The 14,671-nt window shown below is 42.3% G+C and carries 16 protein-coding genes and 1 tRNA gene; 8 read left to right on the forward strand and 9 right to left on the reverse strand.

The features are described from left to right. Positions 1-26: 26 nt before the first annotated feature. The 5 genes from CDC33_RS26230 to rfbD all read left to right on the forward strand — a co-directional run bounded on the left by CDC33_RS26230 (position 27) and on the right by rfbD (position 5,336). Positions 27-1,328, forward strand: coding sequence for a glycosyltransferase family 4 protein (locus CDC33_RS26230; RefSeq protein ID WP_109011408.1), 1,302 nt, complete (start codon positions 27-29; stop codon positions 1,326-1,328). 48 nt (positions 1,329-1,376) lie between these two features. Beyond that, on the forward strand, positions 1,377-2,417 hold the full coding sequence (locus tag CDC33_RS26235) for a glycosyltransferase family 4 protein (protein WP_244919354.1): 1,041 nt from the start codon (positions 1,377-1,379) through the stop codon (positions 2,415-2,417). A gap of 256 nt (positions 2,418-2,673) precedes the next feature. Beyond that, positions 2,674-3,750 (forward strand): glucose-1-phosphate thymidylyltransferase, encoded by a 1,077-nt coding sequence (locus CDC33_RS26240; protein ID WP_109011410.1) that lies wholly within the window; start codon positions 2,674-2,676, stop codon positions 3,748-3,750. A 116-nt stretch (positions 3,751-3,866) separates the two neighbouring features. Beyond that, positions 3,867-4,412 (forward strand): dTDP-4-dehydrorhamnose 3,5-epimerase, encoded by a 546-nt coding sequence (rfbC, locus tag CDC33_RS26245; RefSeq protein ID WP_109011411.1) that lies wholly within the window; start codon positions 3,867-3,869, stop codon positions 4,410-4,412. Between the two features lie 36 nt (positions 4,413-4,448). Beyond that, positions 4,449-5,336 (forward strand): dTDP-4-dehydrorhamnose reductase, encoded by an 888-nt coding sequence (gene rfbD, locus CDC33_RS26250; protein ID WP_109011412.1) that lies wholly within the window; start codon positions 4,449-4,451, stop codon positions 5,334-5,336. A gap of 69 nt (positions 5,337-5,405) precedes the next feature. Here the strand turns inward: rfbD and CDC33_RS26255 are convergent, their stop codons facing one another. Further along, positions 5,406-6,146: a 2-phosphosulfolactate phosphatase family protein gene (locus CDC33_RS26255; protein WP_109011413.1), complete on the reverse strand. Its 741-nt coding sequence runs from the start codon at positions 6,144-6,146 to the stop codon at positions 5,406-5,408. Between the two features lie 366 nt (positions 6,147-6,512). On the opposite strand from CDC33_RS26255, the gene CDC33_RS26260 reads away from it, so the two are divergent. Together CDC33_RS26260 and CDC33_RS26265 are read left to right on the forward strand one after the other, a co-directional pair. Then, complete coding sequence (locus CDC33_RS26260; RefSeq protein ID WP_109011414.1) at positions 6,513-6,932, forward strand: BlaI/MecI/CopY family transcriptional regulator; 420 nt, start codon at positions 6,513-6,515, stop codon at positions 6,930-6,932. Then, positions 6,932-7,771, forward strand: coding sequence for a M56 family metallopeptidase (locus CDC33_RS26265; RefSeq protein WP_109011415.1), 840 nt, complete (start codon positions 6,932-6,934; stop codon positions 7,769-7,771). Before CDC33_RS26260 ends, CDC33_RS26265 begins: the two co-directional genes overlap by 1 nt. On the opposite strand, the gene CDC33_RS26270 is transcribed toward CDC33_RS26265, so the two are convergent. The 8 genes from CDC33_RS26270 to CDC33_RS26305 all read right to left on the reverse strand — a co-directional run bounded on the left by CDC33_RS26270 (position 7,768) and on the right by CDC33_RS26305 (position 12,704). After that, on the reverse strand, positions 7,768-8,082 hold the full coding sequence (locus tag CDC33_RS26270) for a hypothetical protein (protein ID WP_109011416.1): 315 nt from the start codon (positions 8,080-8,082) through the stop codon (positions 7,768-7,770). The two genes, CDC33_RS26265 and CDC33_RS26270, sit on opposite strands and share 4 nt — an antisense overlap. Positions 8,083-8,264: 182 nt before the next feature. Next, the gene (locus CDC33_RS40645) at positions 8,265-8,855 is read right to left on the reverse strand and encodes a hypothetical protein (RefSeq protein WP_244919355.1); all 591 of its coding nucleotides are present in this window, start codon (positions 8,853-8,855) and stop codon (positions 8,265-8,267) included. Beyond that, positions 8,839-9,339 (reverse strand): ATP-binding protein, encoded by a 501-nt coding sequence (locus CDC33_RS40650; RefSeq protein ID WP_109011417.1) that lies wholly within the window; start codon positions 9,337-9,339, stop codon positions 8,839-8,841. The genes CDC33_RS40645 and CDC33_RS40650 overlap by 17 nt, the downstream gene beginning before the upstream one ends. A gap of 104 nt (positions 9,340-9,443) precedes the next feature. After that, positions 9,444-10,619, reverse strand: coding sequence for an aminotransferase class V-fold PLP-dependent enzyme (locus CDC33_RS26285; RefSeq protein WP_181374135.1), 1,176 nt, complete (start codon positions 10,617-10,619; stop codon positions 9,444-9,446). Between the two features lie 24 nt (positions 10,620-10,643). Then, positions 10,644-10,715: transfer RNA gene (locus CDC33_RS26290), tRNA-Asn, on the reverse strand. A gap of 147 nt (positions 10,716-10,862) precedes the next feature. Continuing rightward, positions 10,863-11,411 (reverse strand): NYN domain-containing protein, encoded by a 549-nt coding sequence (locus CDC33_RS26295; RefSeq protein ID WP_109011419.1) that lies wholly within the window; start codon positions 11,409-11,411, stop codon positions 10,863-10,865. A 329-nt stretch (positions 11,412-11,740) separates the two neighbouring features. Continuing rightward, on the reverse strand, positions 11,741-12,418 hold the full coding sequence (locus tag CDC33_RS26300) for an energy-coupling factor ABC transporter ATP-binding protein (RefSeq protein ID WP_109011420.1): 678 nt from the start codon (positions 12,416-12,418) through the stop codon (positions 11,741-11,743). A 13-nt stretch (positions 12,419-12,431) separates the two neighbouring features. Next, on the reverse strand, positions 12,432-12,704 hold the full coding sequence (locus tag CDC33_RS26305) for a UPF0367 protein family (protein ID WP_012410874.1): 273 nt from the start codon (positions 12,702-12,704) through the stop codon (positions 12,432-12,434). A 429-nt stretch (positions 12,705-13,133) separates the two neighbouring features. Between CDC33_RS26305 and psbD the strand changes: the two genes are divergently transcribed. After that, on the forward strand, positions 13,134-14,189 hold the full coding sequence (psbD, locus tag CDC33_RS26310; RefSeq protein WP_100900373.1) for a photosystem II D2 protein (photosystem q(a) protein): 1,056 nt from the start codon (positions 13,134-13,136) through the stop codon (positions 14,187-14,189). Positions 14,190-14,671: the final 482 nt, after the last annotated feature.

The raw sequence follows: 14,671 nt of genomic DNA on the forward strand, positions 1-14,671 counted from the left end.
AAAAATGATTATTATTAGGTTTTAAAATGAAGATATTTATAGATTGCACTCATACTGCAAAACATACATATAAAAATACTGGCATTCATCGAGTAGTTCGTGAATTAACATCTGAATTATTAAAAATAAGTTTAAATCGTACAGATATAGAAATAGTAGCAGTTATGTTTAATGGTATTTCCATACAGAGAGTGACTAGTCTTGAACAGCAGGAACACAGTGTTTTCGTTATAATTAATAAATATCTTGAGTTAGTAAAAATAAATATAAAAATTGAAGTTATACTTTCTAAAATCAAAAATAAATTTATAAATTTGTTATCAGATATATCAACTTTAATTTATTGGTTTGATTCAAACGCAGTCAATAAAGAAAATATTGTGCTGGAATTTGAAGGTTCTACAATCCAACCAGGAGATATTTATGTTATAGCTGATGCTAATTGGGATCTACCTAAAACTTACTACCGATTTTTAGAGGCTTTAAAAAAGCATAAAGTTACTATTGTAGCTATATGTTATGACCTTATTCCAATAAAGTTTCCACACTTCTCTTCCAAAAAGTTTACTGAAGCTTTTACAAAATTTTATAGTGAGTATTCTACTTTATTTGATAATGTGTTGTGTATATCTAAAAATAGTGTAGAAGATTATAATAATGCCAAAAAAGAAGGGATATTAGCTAATGATAGTACTCAGGTTGTCCAAAGTTTTCGCTTAGGATGTAACTACTTAAAACATAATTATGATTTAGAATTAGAAAATACTAATCTTGAGATCAAAAATAAATTAATAAATAAAAAATATATTTTGGTAGTTGGTAGCCTAGTGCCCCATAAAAATATTAAAGCTATTATTTCAGCGTTTGATTTACTGATAAATTCAAATTTTGAAGACACGTATTTAATCTTTGCAGGTAATAAGGGGTGGCACTTAGAAACTGATAATTTAATAGAATCTAACAAAGCTTATGGTACACTTATACACATATTAGGTTCAGTTACCGATGTTCAGCTAGATATTCTTTATAAAAATTGTTACTGTTTAGTTCAAGCTTCCTTTTATGAAGGATTTGGCTTACCTGTTGTAGAAGCACTACAACACTGTAAACCTGTAATTGCTAGCATTGGTGGATCTTTACCTGAAGTTGGGGGTGATTTTTGCATATATTTTGATCCTACTCAACCAACAGAACTCTACGAAGCTTTAAAAAAGTTACTTGATTCAGATAGTTACTACAATCATTTGGTAGAACGCATAAAAAATGAGTATCGGCCATTTTCATGGCAAGAATCTGCTGAACAGTTTCTCTATTGTTTGTATAATTAAATTCAGTTTAAATAACAACTTAAATATTTGCTGGTCAATCTATCTTTTTTGTCTACAAAACCCACAGGTATAACAACCTACGCTTTAAATATCCTTGCGAATCTTCAATCTTTCCAACTGACATTATTAACTTCGCAAATTATTTCTAAGCATAAATGTTATATAATTTCTCAAAATTTAACTCCAGACCACGGCACAAAAGGTCATCTTAATCGCCTGCTATGGACACAATTTCAACTACCAGAAATCTATAAAAATCTCAAATCTAGCCTCTTATTCTCCCCCCTCCCAGAAGCACCCCTTTATAGCAACTGTCGTTTTGTAGTCACATCTTTTGATATGATACCGTTGCGTTTTGCTAAACGCTTCTCACCACTCACGCTGTACCACCGCTACTATACTCCCCAAGTTCTTAAGCAAGCACAACATATTATTTGCATCTCCCAGACTACAGCTAAAGACATTACCGATTTTTACAAAATTCCTGCCAGCAAAATTACTTCGATTCCTTTGGCGCACGATCGCACTCACTTCTCCCCTTTAAATCTACCTACCCGCAACTACTTTCTCTACATTGGACGCCAAGATCCATACAAAAACATCCAGCGACTCATCAGTGCTTTTGCTGCCTTACCTAACTACAAAGACTATGAACTGTGGTTAGCAGGGCCAAGCGATCGCCGTTATACCCCAATTTTAAAAGCGCAAGTTGAACAACTAGGTATAAATAATCAAGTAAAGTTCCTAGACTATATTCCTTACAGCGAATTGCCAAAAATTATCAATCAAGCGATCGCTCTGGTTTTCCCCAGTCTCTGGGAGGGTTTTGGTTTACCTGTCCTAGAAGCAATGGCTTGTGGTACTCCCGTCATTACCTCCAATATCTCCTCCTTACCAGAAGTAGCTGGCGATGCGGCGATTCTGATTAATCCCTATAACACCGGAGAAATTACAGAAGCAATGCAGGCGATCGCTAACGATTCGGTATTGCGATCGCGCCTTTCTAGCCAAGGTATCACTCATTCTCAACAATTCAGTTGGGAAAAAACAGGAAAAGCAACCGGCGAAGTTTTATCCCGCTATCTGTAAAAGATAACCTAACGCCAGAATTTAGATTTCAGAAGGCAGAAAGGAACCCACGTTCAAAAACCTGGAATTGAAGTAAGGACGACGCCAGATGCTCCACCTGAGATGCATTTCAAGACCGCACTGGCTTCCTTATGCCTCCTGGCACTTATTAGTATTTCTTTGCTTCTGCCTTCTGCCTTTCTTTGTAAGGATTTTGAATTTTGTCAAGTTTTCAGATTATCTTGACTAATGACTAATAACTAATCCTCTTCTCCTTATGAAAGCACTAATTCTCTCAGGCGGGAAAGGTACACGTCTACGTCCTCTCACTTATAGTGGAGCAAAACAACTCGTACCAGTTGCGAATAAACCTGTTTTATGGTATGGCATTGAAGAAATGGTCGCTGCTGGTATTACTGATATTGGTATCATCATCAGTCCGGAAACGGGGGCAGAAGTCCAAGGAAAAACCGGAAATGGAGAATACTTTGGAGCGAACATCACCTATATCATACAAGACCAGCCACTTGGGCTTGCTCACGCTGTCCAAGTCGCCCGTCCCTTTTTAAAAGATTCTCCCTTTGTCATGTATTTAGGCGATAACCTGATTCAATTAGGTGAGTTACGTTACTTTTTGCAACAATTTAGCCAACAACAGCCAGATGCTTTGATTCTCTTGCGTTCGGTTGCCAACCCTAGCGCCTTTGGTGTGGCTCAGGTAGATGAAACAGGACGAGTATTACAGCTAATTGAAAAACCTAAAGTTCCTCCTTCAAATTTGGCATTGGTAGGAGTTTATTTCTTTTCTCACCTCATCTTTGATGCGATCGCAAATATTCAACCTTCCAGCAGAAGCGAATTAGAAATTACTGATGCTATTCAATACCTAATTAATCAGGAAAAGCAAGTTTTAGCCTACAATCTCCAAGGTTGGTGGCTTGACACGGGTAAAAAAGATGACTTATTAGAAGCCAACCGATTGATTCTCGACACCTATTTAACAGTATCAGTTGTTGGAGAAATTGATAGTAAAAGTCAGATTATTGGACGAGTCCAAATTGGTGCAAAATCTAAAGTAATTAACTGCACAATTCGGGGGCCAGTAGTTATTGGTAGCAATTGTCATTTAGAAAACTGTTTTATTGGCCCCTATAGTAGTATTGCTAACAATGTTACACTCATTGATACCGATTTAGAACACAGTGTAATTTTAGAAAGTGCTAAAATTTCTGGAATTCATCAGCGCATTATTGATAGCGTGATTGGACAACGGGCACAATTGGTTCTTGCACCCCGTCGCCCCAAAGCTTTGCGATTTTTAATTGGCGATGACTGTCAGATTGAACTAACCTGATTTACTTGTTAAAAATAGCACAAGCCACGGTCGAAGTGTTACCTGCTAACTGTAAAATATAGGCATTAAATTACTCTTACAATTAACACTGTGGCAAATTACTAGAAATAATATTAATGAGTATTGTACATACTAAAATTCCCGAAGTTATACAACTTGAACCTCAAGTATTTAGAGACGATCGCGGTTTCTTTTTTGAAGCCTACAACCATCAAAAATTTGCTCAAGAGACTGGTATTGTTACGAATTTCGTCCAAGATAACCACTCTTACTCCAAACAAAATGTTCTGCGGGGATTGCACTACCAAATCCAACAACCCCAAGGTAAACTTGTCCGGGCTATTGTTGGCACTATCTTTGACGTAGCTGTAGACATTAGAAAAAGTTCTCCTACGTTTGGTAAATGGGTAGGTCATGAACTCAGTGCTGAGAACAAACGCCTATTGTGGATACCACCAGGCTTTGCTCATGGCTTTCTTGTGCTTTCAGAAATAGCTGAAGTTCTCTACAAAACTACAGATTACTACGCACCCCAAGGCGATCGCACAATTTTATGGAACGATCCAGATTTAGCTATAGATTGGCCTTTGAGTGCGCCACCGATTTTATCAACTAAAGACGAAGCCGGGAAACCTTTAAGAACTGCTGAAGTATTTGATTAAGCTTGATGATTGCGTTAGGCTCAAGAACTAATTAGGATGAGTAAATCAATTTTGCTGATTGGTAGCAACGGTCAAGTGGGTAAGGAACTGCAACAAATACTCCCCTACTACGGCGATATTATCTCAGTAGAACGCCCAACAGTAGACCTTGCCCAACCCGATACCCTCCGCAATATTATCAGATCAAAACAGCCACAAATCATCATTAACGCCGCAGCTTATACTGCTGTGGACAAAGCAGAAAGCGAACCCGAACTTGCTAGCGCTATTAATGCGATCGCACCTCTAATTATTGCTCAAGAAAGCCAAAAATTAGGAGCTTTTCTAATTCATATTTCAACCGATTATGTTTTTGATGGTAATCGGTATCGCCCTTACCAGGAAACCGATGCAACTAATCCCTTAAGTATTTATGGTAAAACCAAACTTGCTGGAGAAGAAGCAATTCAAGAAACTTGCGCCTATCACCTCATCCTCCGCACTGCTTGGGTTTATGGAACCTTTGGCAAAAGTAATTTTGTCAAAACCATGCTGCGACTAGGTGCAGAACGCCAAGAAATCCGTGTTGTCGCCGATCAAATTGGTAGCCCGACTTGGGCGCAAGATATAGCCACAGTTATAGCTCAGACAATTCCCCAGTTAACCCCAGAAATTAGCGGTAGGTATCACTACACTAATAGCGGCGTTGCTAGCTGGTATGATTTTGCCGTCGCTATTTTTGAAGAAGCACAACAGCTAGGCTTTCCTTTGAAAGTTGAACGTATTGTCCCCATTACAACTGCCGAATATCCCACACCAGCCCGTCGCCCTGCCTATTCTGTGCTTGCTTGCGGAAAAATTTCAGCAATTTTAGAAACACATCCGCCTCATTGGCGACAAAGACTCCGGCAAATGCTTAGAGATTTGAAAATTGGGCATGAATAATGGGGCATTGTTCATTAAATTTCTTCCCTATTCCCTACAGACGCGATGAATCGCGTCTCTACAAATTTTCTATTTATTTTTACTTTTCAAAACTCCCGTTTCATGTTGTATTGGCAAAACATCTAAAATATCAGTTTGGGAACAATATTTTAAATCTTCGTGACAGTCAAGACGCAACAATCGTTGACCGTGACTAGCTTGGTGAAGTAATCCCAATAAGTTATCTTGCCATTGAGAGTAAAGAGCGATCGCACTTATTACTTCATCGTTACCAGCTAATTCTTCTGGTGAAAGCTGGGTTTGCTGTAAAAGACTATGAGCGATCGCACCTGCACAAACTGTATCCTCTAAAGAAAAACTGCCTTCCCAACCAGAACCAATAATCCACACTGCCTCTGGTTGCTTTTCTAAAAGGAATTGCACCACTGCCGCCCGGTTAATCAAGGCTGCTGCTAATAGATTTGGGGAGTCCTGTACCCGTTGTAAGGCACGAGTGCCATTGGTGGTACTGATAAACAAGCGACGCCCTTGCACTAATTCTGGTGTGCAGTCGAGAGGAGAGTTACCCAACTCAAAGCCAGCTACTTTCGCGCCACCGCGTTCTCCAGCCCGCAGACGTTTTTCAGAAGGCCATTTTTCGCTTACTTTAATTAATTGATCTAAATCGCTGAATACTTGTACAGCTTCGCCTCCAGCTGCCAAAACTGTCGCAATTGTGCTAGTGGCTCGCAAGACATCGACTGCGATCGCACATTCTGGCGCTTTACCTGTTGGAGTTAATTCAGGAGTGTGGTATACGAATAGCTTCACGCGCTGGATACACCTAGTTTAATACTACTGTCGCAAATAACATTTTACCTAGTTGGTGTCACTAACTATAATCTCAATTTTTCCCAGATGATTTTTTACCATCAAAAAGCACAATATATGTCATTTAATACATACAGGGCGCTGAGAAATAAATCTGCTGGGATTTTAACTAAATTTAAAGAGTCCTTAATAAATACTCAAAAAGCCTATTTTTATCTGAATAGACTTTCAGACTGCTGCACTATCTTGTAATCTAAAACAAGAACAGACTTATCTTTATGGGGAAAAAGTTACAGCTTCAAGGTTACAGCGCGAAGAGACGGATATTTACTTATTCCCCACTCCCCACTCCTCATTGAAATTGCTATGGCACCTTTACCCGATTACCGCCCTAAACAGCTATCTTTAGGCCCCTTAGAAGCGGAAATTTTAAATATTATCTGGGAACTTGGTTCAGTCACAGTAAAGGATGTACACGATCGCATCCTCACCGATCCCAACCGCGAATTAGCGTATACTTCTGTCACCACTGTCTTACGTCGCCTCACCGATAAAGGTTGGCTAGCCTGCGACAAGAAAGAGCGAGCGTTCTACTGGCGACCAATGCTGAGTAAGCAGCAATCAGATGTCATCAAAGCTCACGAGCAGTTACAGCGATTTCTGGCAGTGGGGAACCCCGATGTTATTGCTGCTTTTGCTGATAGTTTAGATGAAGCAGCCAGTGAGCAAATAGCAGCCATCGCCAAACGTATTCAATCTGCACGCCAAGCCAGGGAGGAAAAATGATGCATCTAATAATGATTTTGAATGCTTTGGCAGTTGCCTGGTGGTTAAGATCCGCTTGGAAGCAACCCCAAGGCAATTGGAATTTGCGGTGGAGGCGATCGCTATTTTTGTTCCTCTTCCCCCCCTTGCTAATTTTCATGACAGCGATCGCTGTGCTGTTCATGGGGCCTCAAGGACAAATGGGTGGAATGTATACAGGCTCAATTAGCTATTTAATAGCATTAATTTATTTGGCATTTTTTGCCATTTCATGCATTAAACTTGCCTTCCAGGGTTGGCAGTCTGTAGAATCTGCCCGTAACTGCCCTTTAGTGAACGTTGGCGATAGACGAGCTAGACTGCTGCAAACGGGAGCGTTGTTTGCAGGTCAAATCGGTTTTTGGCAACCAGAATTAGTAGTTAGCCAAGGATTAGTGCAAACTCTCTCACCGATTCATCTAGAAAGCGTCTTAGCCCATGAGCAAGGGCATCACTATTACAGGGATACGTTCTGGTTTTTCTGGCTGGGTTGGGTGCGTTCTTGCACTGCATGGTTGCCGAATACAGAGCCTTTGTGGGAAGAACTTTTAGCTTTGCGCGAACTTCGTGCCGATGGTTATGCAGCATTGCAGGTAGACCCTCTGGTGTTAGCAGAGTCACTTTTATTAGTAGTTAGTAGCGGCCCCGTTTTATCGGAAATTTGCTGTGCTGCATTAGGTTCCTCTGGTGCAGATCGCTTAGAACAAAGAGTAGAAGCTCTATTAGCACCACCAGAAGCAACCCCAGAACCTCAATTGCAATCGTGGCATGGCTTTCTTTTGGCGTTCCTGCCTCTACTGACTGTGATATTTCATAGTTAATTTGAATTTAGCCAGTTGCTATAGCACAAAACTGCGACTATAGCGACATCCATCGTCCCTGTAGTAACATCCGTCATCCCTGTAGCGACATCCGTCGTCTCTGTAGCGACATCCGTCGTCTCTGTAGCGACATCCGTTGTCCCTGTAGCGACATCCGTTGTCCCTGTAGCGACATCCGTCGTCCCTGTAGTGACATCCGTTGTCTCTGTAGTGACATCCGTCGTCCCTGTAGTGACATCCGTCATCCCTGTAGCGATATCCGTCATCCCTGTAGCGATATCCGTCATCCCTGTAGCGATGTCGGTTGCCACATAACGATGAAAATTTTGAATATAGCGGTTCCCAATTGCATGGAATACAGACCTAACCCCCAGCCCCTTCCCTTCAAGGGAAGGGGAGTAAGATTCAAAGCCTCTCTCCTAAAAGGAGAGAGGTTTGGAGAGAGGTCAAAACTGTACTGCACCCAAGCGAGAACCACTATAGGGTTGTTATATTATTCTTCTTCTAGCAACTGTTCTATATATTTTTGTACTAAAGGCACTTGAAAAGCATTGCCTTCTTGAGTCAAGATTTCTTTTCGCGTTAGTTTGCGGACAACGCCTTTGTCTTGCTGTGTGGGAGTTTCCCCGTAAATTATCCGGCGCAGGAGAGAGCGATCGCTATCTGCTAAACTCTTCCATAATTCCCGAAAATACTGATCGCCTCGCTCAAGCACAACAGGTATAACTTCCTTAACATCTTGTGCAGTAGCTTTGGCTGTATCTGCTTCTCGCCTGTTTCTTCTGATATCGCGGTTTAGCAACTCCACCACCTCATAACACACCAACTGAACGAGATAAGGTTGACAGCGAGTAAGTTGGATAATTTCATCTACAGCAGTTGGTTCATAGATATCGCGGAAGTTCTCCACTGGCTGTTGAATCAAATCGCGGGCTTCTGAGTCGTGCAGGTAAGTCATTCGCAAAGCACGGGTGTTAATTAGATAGTCACTCCAGTAATCATCAAGTTCAGATAACTCCTGTGAACCACTAAAAAGCAAAATCCACTTCTGTTGGCGTTGCAGCAGGTTACGGATAAAATCCATTATCGAATTTATCAGGATATTTCAAAAGGCTTTCAAAATCATCCAAACAGAGAACAGGTAGCTTTCCTTGCTGTTTCCATTCCTTAACCGCATCTGAAAAAGCTTGACGATTAAGCGGTTTACTCTTCCAAGGATTTTGCAGACTGCGTTGTTGCCATCCCGGAACATGATTCAGTAAACCTTCAGCTACAGCGTCATAAAAACCCGTTTCAGTTTGGCAATCTACACCCCGTAACGGTAAGTAAACAACCACATAACGATTGGTGTTTTGTAATACTCGCTGCTCCCAAGTCCGAACAAAATAATACAGCAACGAAGATTTACCAATGTGCTTCTCACCAACTATATTGATACTGGTAGGCTGATCGCCCTTTATCCGAGATGCGATCGCGTTTAATTCATCTTGACGACCGACAAACAGCCTGGGATCTTCAATCATCCCCGCAGCCACAAAAGGATTAGAAGGCATAGCTCCAGAAGCCATGTAAAGCGTTATCCTAGTTTCAGCAATTTAAGTGCAATCACCTAAAAGAATAGCACTTAGTGTAAAACAGACCCTTGATGCGATCGCCAGTTTCCTAAACTAGATTAACAGCACAATCCCTTTAACACCTTTGCCAAATACTCATACTGCTCTAAAGTATTGTAAATCTGTGCCGAAATTCTTAGCAACAGCCGAGGTTTTTCCTGCCACGGTATCAATTGCACTTGAATACCAAACTTATCAAACAACTCATCATGTATAGACATGAAATCGCGGTTTTCTAGAGTCGTAGGCATTGGCACAACTGCCATTGAACCAATCATCTCCTCTGGACAAGGCGGCTGTACTTCCAGCGTTTCACAAAGTAGCTGTCTTCCCTGCAATACTAGCTGATGATTTTGCTGTCTTAATTCTGTCCACCCACCAGGTAGCAACGAACCCATAAAAGCGATCGCTTGTGGTACACACATATAAGCTGTAGGATCGTCTGTACCTGTCCAGTCAAATTCCAACTGAAAGCGGCTTTTATCAGTGCGTGGCGAATTTGTGCCGTGGCTAATTGTTAAGGGACGAATTTCTGACTGTTTATCTCGTCGCACATACAAAAATGCTGCTCCTTTTGGGGCACACAGCCATTTATGACAATTCCCGGTGTAATAAGCTGCGCCAATCTCTCGCAAATCGAGAGAAATCATTCCAGGCGCATGTGCCCCATCTACCAATGTATCTACACCCCGTTGTTGCAACTCCTTCGCCAACTCTTGAATCGGGAAAATTAACCCTGTCTGGCTGGTAACATGATCCAAAAGTGCTAATCGGGTTTTTGGTGAAACTTGCTCAATTACTGCTGCCACTACTTGCTGTGGCGAGTCTATGGGGAAAGGAATTTTTGCCACCACCACCCGCGCACCAGTGCGACTGGCAACAAAATCAAGTGCATTGCGGCAAGCATTATATTCGTGGTTGGTTGTGAGTATTTCGTCCTCTGGTGAAAACGTCAGCGACCTTAACACCGAGTTAACGCCAGTAGTTGCATTGGGGACAAATACTAAATCCTGGACATCAGCACCCACAAAGGCCGCCAGCTTACCTCTAGCATCGTCTAGCAGGGGTTCCCACTCCCTACCAAAAAAGCGTAGGGGTTCTTGTTCGAGTTGCGATCGCAGTCTTTGTTGAAACTCCAGAACTTGTTTAGGACAAGCACCAAAAGACCCATGATTCAGAAACGTCACAGTCGAGTCAAGCGACCATAAATCTCTGATGGATAATCTAGAATCCAAAATTTAAAATCCAAAATTGATAAACTCCCCAGGCCGGATTCGAACCAGCGACCAATCGATTAACAGTCGATCGCTCTACCACTGAGCTACTGAGGACCACTCACGATTTATAATCTTAGGACTAAAAATAGTATTTGGCAAGTACTTTCGCCAATATATTTTTTTAGATGCTTAATTTATAGAATTTTTGCAGCCAAAACCGATTCAGGAACTTAAGCAGAGACTGTTAAATCCTAATATCTACTATAATCCCATTCGTAATTCAGCCAAACGCTGCCGCGCCTTAGCATCAATAGCATTAGCTAAAAACCTACTCTTGGATTGTTTGCGTGTATGGTACTTTTGTCGCATCCGACAAACGGTAGCTTCTACTTCCCCACAAAGTTGTTGTGCCGACAACCATTCAGCCCCATACCCTTGTATCATCAACTGCTGTGCCCGATCTGATGTAGCAACAATTACACGAGAAATCAAAGATTGAGCTATTTGGTGGCGGAAAGAAGCGCAGGATTTTTCAATATAAGTATCTGCTGTTTGCCCAAAATCAGTGTAATAAACAGACAAAAGCTCAGTAATAATTTCTTTATTACTAGAGCAATTCTGATATTGAGCATCAAAAACTATCTGAGTTGTGTAACCTTGAAACGCGCTATAACCAGTCATTGCTTCCACAAGTTCGCCCCGTGCGGCCTCTAGTCCAACGCTATCACGCGTTTTTTTAAGGCAAGGCCAAGCGCCTATTATATTGTAGCCGTCTACTAACAAAACGGCTTGGAGTAAAGAACGGGGCATGGTTTTTGATCACAATTTTCTAGAGTTAACAAAATTCATTCATAAGTTTTATAATAATTGATGCATAGTCTGTAACACTATGCTACACAGAATAAAATACGGCAGCCTTACAAAACTAAAACTTAAGACAGACGTACAAACTTAAAACGCGCCTTTGTTTTAAAAGGCGCGTTGCAGTTCTTTTTTAGAAGTAATGAGAACGAAGAGTGCTGAGTTAAAAAACCACCTACAAAGAGCGAAGCATCTACGGGCATGAAAGCCTGAGTACTTTTTACTTAACTCAACACTCAGCACTGGCTCAACCATAGCTATCCGCTAACAGCACTTAATTAAGAGGCTTCGCTGTGTACCTCCATTAGACATTGTTTGAGGCGTTGAGGTTCACCCCTATCTACGAGAGAGCCTTTTTCTAGCAAGAAAGCGCCATCACAATAATTTAACTCGTCTAATCGATGTGTCACCCACAGAGCCGTAATACCTCGACTTTTGACAAGGCGGCGCACACCAGCCACCAAATCCAACTGACTATCTGGATCTAGTAAGGCAGTGGGTTCATCTAATAATAAGACTTCACAGCGACGGGCGATCGCACCAGCGATCGCTACTCGCTGTTTCTGTCCCCCAGAGAGTGCATAGATAGGACGTCGTAGGAGGGCAAGCAAATTCACCGCTCCTAGTGCCTCCTCAACCCTTGCTCTAGTGGCAGCAGGCGGTAACTTTTCTTCCACCAATCCAAAAGCCACATCAGCACCAACCGTTGGCATTACCAGTTGATGATCCGGATTTTGGAAGACAAAGCCAACAGGATGCAAAACCTGAATTTCCCCAGACTCAGGAGCTAGTAGCCCCGCCAGTAGTCTAAGTAACGTTGATTTCCCACTGCCATTTGTACCCAAAAGCATCCAAAATTCGCCCTTTGGTACTTCTAAAGAGCAAGATTTGATAACTTTCTCTCCATTAGGCCAATTGAAATTTAAATCCTTGACCTGAATGCCCATTTGAGCCATTTGTCAACCTTGGTTACTCAGCAGCTACAGCGAAAAATCCAGGTGGTCTACCACCACCAGGGGTTGTACCATCTTTCTGAACAATCTGCACCCCAGAAATTTCACTAGCGCGGACAGCAATTTTTTTCTCTGTCTTGCCCTCGCACTTGAGTTCCACAATGTCAGGGTTACCAGAGCGTATTGCTGCCAAAATCAGCTGATAGACAGCCTCAGCATCCTCTGCTGACTTACGTTGTACAGAGATAGGGAAAGCAGTGTTTCTGATGCTTAAATCGATGGTAAACATTTAGCAATAATCAAATTTAACTGTGGACTCATTTTAGCGTCAGCTGACTGATTCTAGGAAAATGGGCATTGGGCATTGGGCATTGGGCATGGGGCATGGGGCATGGTGAAGAGGACTTGGGGACAAGGAGAATTAGGGACAAAGGGAAAGACTTGTTGCTAGTTATCACTCAAGTCACTTTGTCTCCTTGTCTCCTTGTCTCCCCTGCTCCCTCATCTCCCCACTCCCACCTCATCTGAATCAAAAATAAATTTTTATTACAAAACCCCTAGAAAAATTAACGATTTACACCTAATATGATTAAAGGTGTGTAAAAAATTGTAAACTAGGTTAACAACCCGGTTAACTTTCTGCTTATGGAAGGCTTTTATTTAGCCATCTATAATACAGATACAACCTGTACTTATAAACATTTGGAGATTTGCTCTAATGACCATCGCAGTTGGACGCGCCCCTAGTAGAGGGTGGTTTGACGTATTAGACGACTGGCTCAAGCGCGATCGCTTCGTATTCGTAGGTTGGTCAGGGATACTATTGTTTCCCTGCGCCTTCCTAGCACTAGGCGGTTGGCTGACCGGTACCACCTTCGTCACCTCTTGGTACACCCACGGGTTAGCCTCCTCCTACCTAGAAGGCTGTAACTTCCTGACAGTGGCAGTATCCACCCCCGCCGACAGCATGGGACATTCCCTATTGCTGTTGTGGGGACCAGAAGCTCAAGGCAACCTGACCCGTTGGTTCCAATTGGGTGGTTTGTGGCCATTTGTGGCTTTGCACGGAGCCTTTGGTTTGATTGGCTTCATGTTGCGGCAATTTGAAATTGCTCGTCTAGTAGGTATCCGTCCTTACAACGCCCTGGCCTTTTCCGCTCCCATTGCAGTATTCGTCAGTGTATTCCTGATGTACCCCTTGGGACAATCGTCATGGTTCTTTGCACCTAGCTTTGGCGTAGCTGCTATTTTCCGGTTCCTATTATTCCTGCAAGGGTTCCACAACTGGACACTCAACCCCTTCCACATGATGGGTGTTGCGGGTGTATTGGGTGGTGCTTTGTTGTGTGCCATTCACGGAGCCACAGTGGAAAATACCTTGTTTGAAGACGGAGATGGTGCTAACACCTTCCGCGCCTTCAATCCAACCCAGTCTGAAGAAACCTACTCAATGGTGACAGCAAACCGTTTCTGGTCACAGATTTTCGGTATTGCTTTCTCTAACAAACGCTGGTTACACTTCTTCATGTTGTTCGTGCCAGTCACAGGCTTATGGATGAGCGCCGTCGGCATCGTCGGTTTGGCACTCAACCTGCGGGCTTATGATTTCGTCTCCCAAGAATTGCGGGCGGCGGAAGACCCTGAGTTTGAAACCTTCTATACCAAAAACATTTTGCTTAACGAGGGTATCCGCGCTTGGATGGCTCCTCAAGATCAACCCCACGAACAATTTGTATTCCCTGAGGAAGTTCTACCTCGCGGTAACGCTCTCTAATATTAAAAGCCGACCCATGACTTAAATTAGGGTTGTGGTTGCTGAAAATTGACACCAACCAGATTAAATAATCTTTTTTGCATAAGCCAAAAAAGTGTCAATATTTCCCATTCTCCAGTCATCTCCCGCCTTTTGGTGGGAGATTTTTTTATATATCGTTAATATCTCTAAATTTATGTGTTATCTTGAATAAAGGTTATAAACCCAGAGTAAATGCTCTGCCCTTTTGAGACTAAGACCGCTTAGGCAACAAGGAGGTGATGCCCATGATAGAAAGTAGTAAATGCATGGGTCATCAGGTTGCAGTTAGCCGGCTGTGCGCCGGGGCTGTTCTCTAAAAGTTAGCCTTAGTTATCTTTGAGATACTAAGTTAGCTCAAGTAGCTAGGCAAGCTCGGAGTTCCTTCCGGCAGTCTGGTTGCAACCTGAAGACCCGCTAGACCGCTTTGAGTTAGATCATCCGATATAACTCAGAGCGGATAG

Source organism: Nostoc commune NIES-4072 (genome assembly GCF_003113895.1).
Lineage (GTDB): Bacteria > Cyanobacteriota > Cyanobacteriia > Cyanobacteriales > Nostocaceae > Nostoc > Nostoc commune.

Bases quoted from the DNA above. Each gene is read 5' to 3' on its own strand.
- psbD (WP_100900373.1), top strand. From the start codon at position 13,134: ATGACCATCGCAGTTGGACGCGCCCCTAGTAGAGGGTGGTTTGACGTA.
- CDC33_RS26265 (WP_109011415.1), top strand. From the start codon at position 6,932: ATGCATCTAATAATGATTTTGAATGCTTTGGCAGTTGCCTGGTGGTTA.
- CDC33_RS26295 (WP_109011419.1), bottom strand. From the start codon at position 11,411: ATGCCCCGTTCTTTACTCCAAGCCGTTTTGTTAGTAGACGGCTACAAT.
- rfbC (WP_109011411.1), top strand. From the start codon at position 3,867: ATGAGTATTGTACATACTAAAATTCCCGAAGTTATACAACTTGAACCT.
- CDC33_RS26305 (WP_012410874.1), bottom strand. From the start codon at position 12,704: ATGTTTACCATCGATTTAAGCATCAGAAACACTGCTTTCCCTATCTCT.
- CDC33_RS26230 (WP_109011408.1), top strand. From the start codon at position 27: ATGAAGATATTTATAGATTGCACTCATACTGCAAAACATACATATAAA.
- CDC33_RS26260 (WP_109011414.1), top strand. From the start codon at position 6,513: ATGGCACCTTTACCCGATTACCGCCCTAAACAGCTATCTTTAGGCCCC.
- CDC33_RS26300 (WP_109011420.1), bottom strand. From the start codon at position 12,418: ATGGCTCAAATGGGCATTCAGGTCAAGGATTTAAATTTCAATTGGCCT.
- rfbD (WP_109011412.1), top strand. From the start codon at position 4,449: ATGAGTAAATCAATTTTGCTGATTGGTAGCAACGGTCAAGTGGGTAAG.
- CDC33_RS40645 (WP_244919355.1), bottom strand. From the start codon at position 8,855: ATGGATTTTATCCGTAACCTGCTGCAACGCCAACAGAAGTGGATTTTG.
- CDC33_RS40650 (WP_109011417.1), bottom strand. From the start codon at position 9,339: ATGGCTTCTGGAGCTATGCCTTCTAATCCTTTTGTGGCTGCGGGGATG.
- CDC33_RS26240 (WP_109011410.1), top strand. From the start codon at position 2,674: ATGAAAGCACTAATTCTCTCAGGCGGGAAAGGTACACGTCTACGTCCT.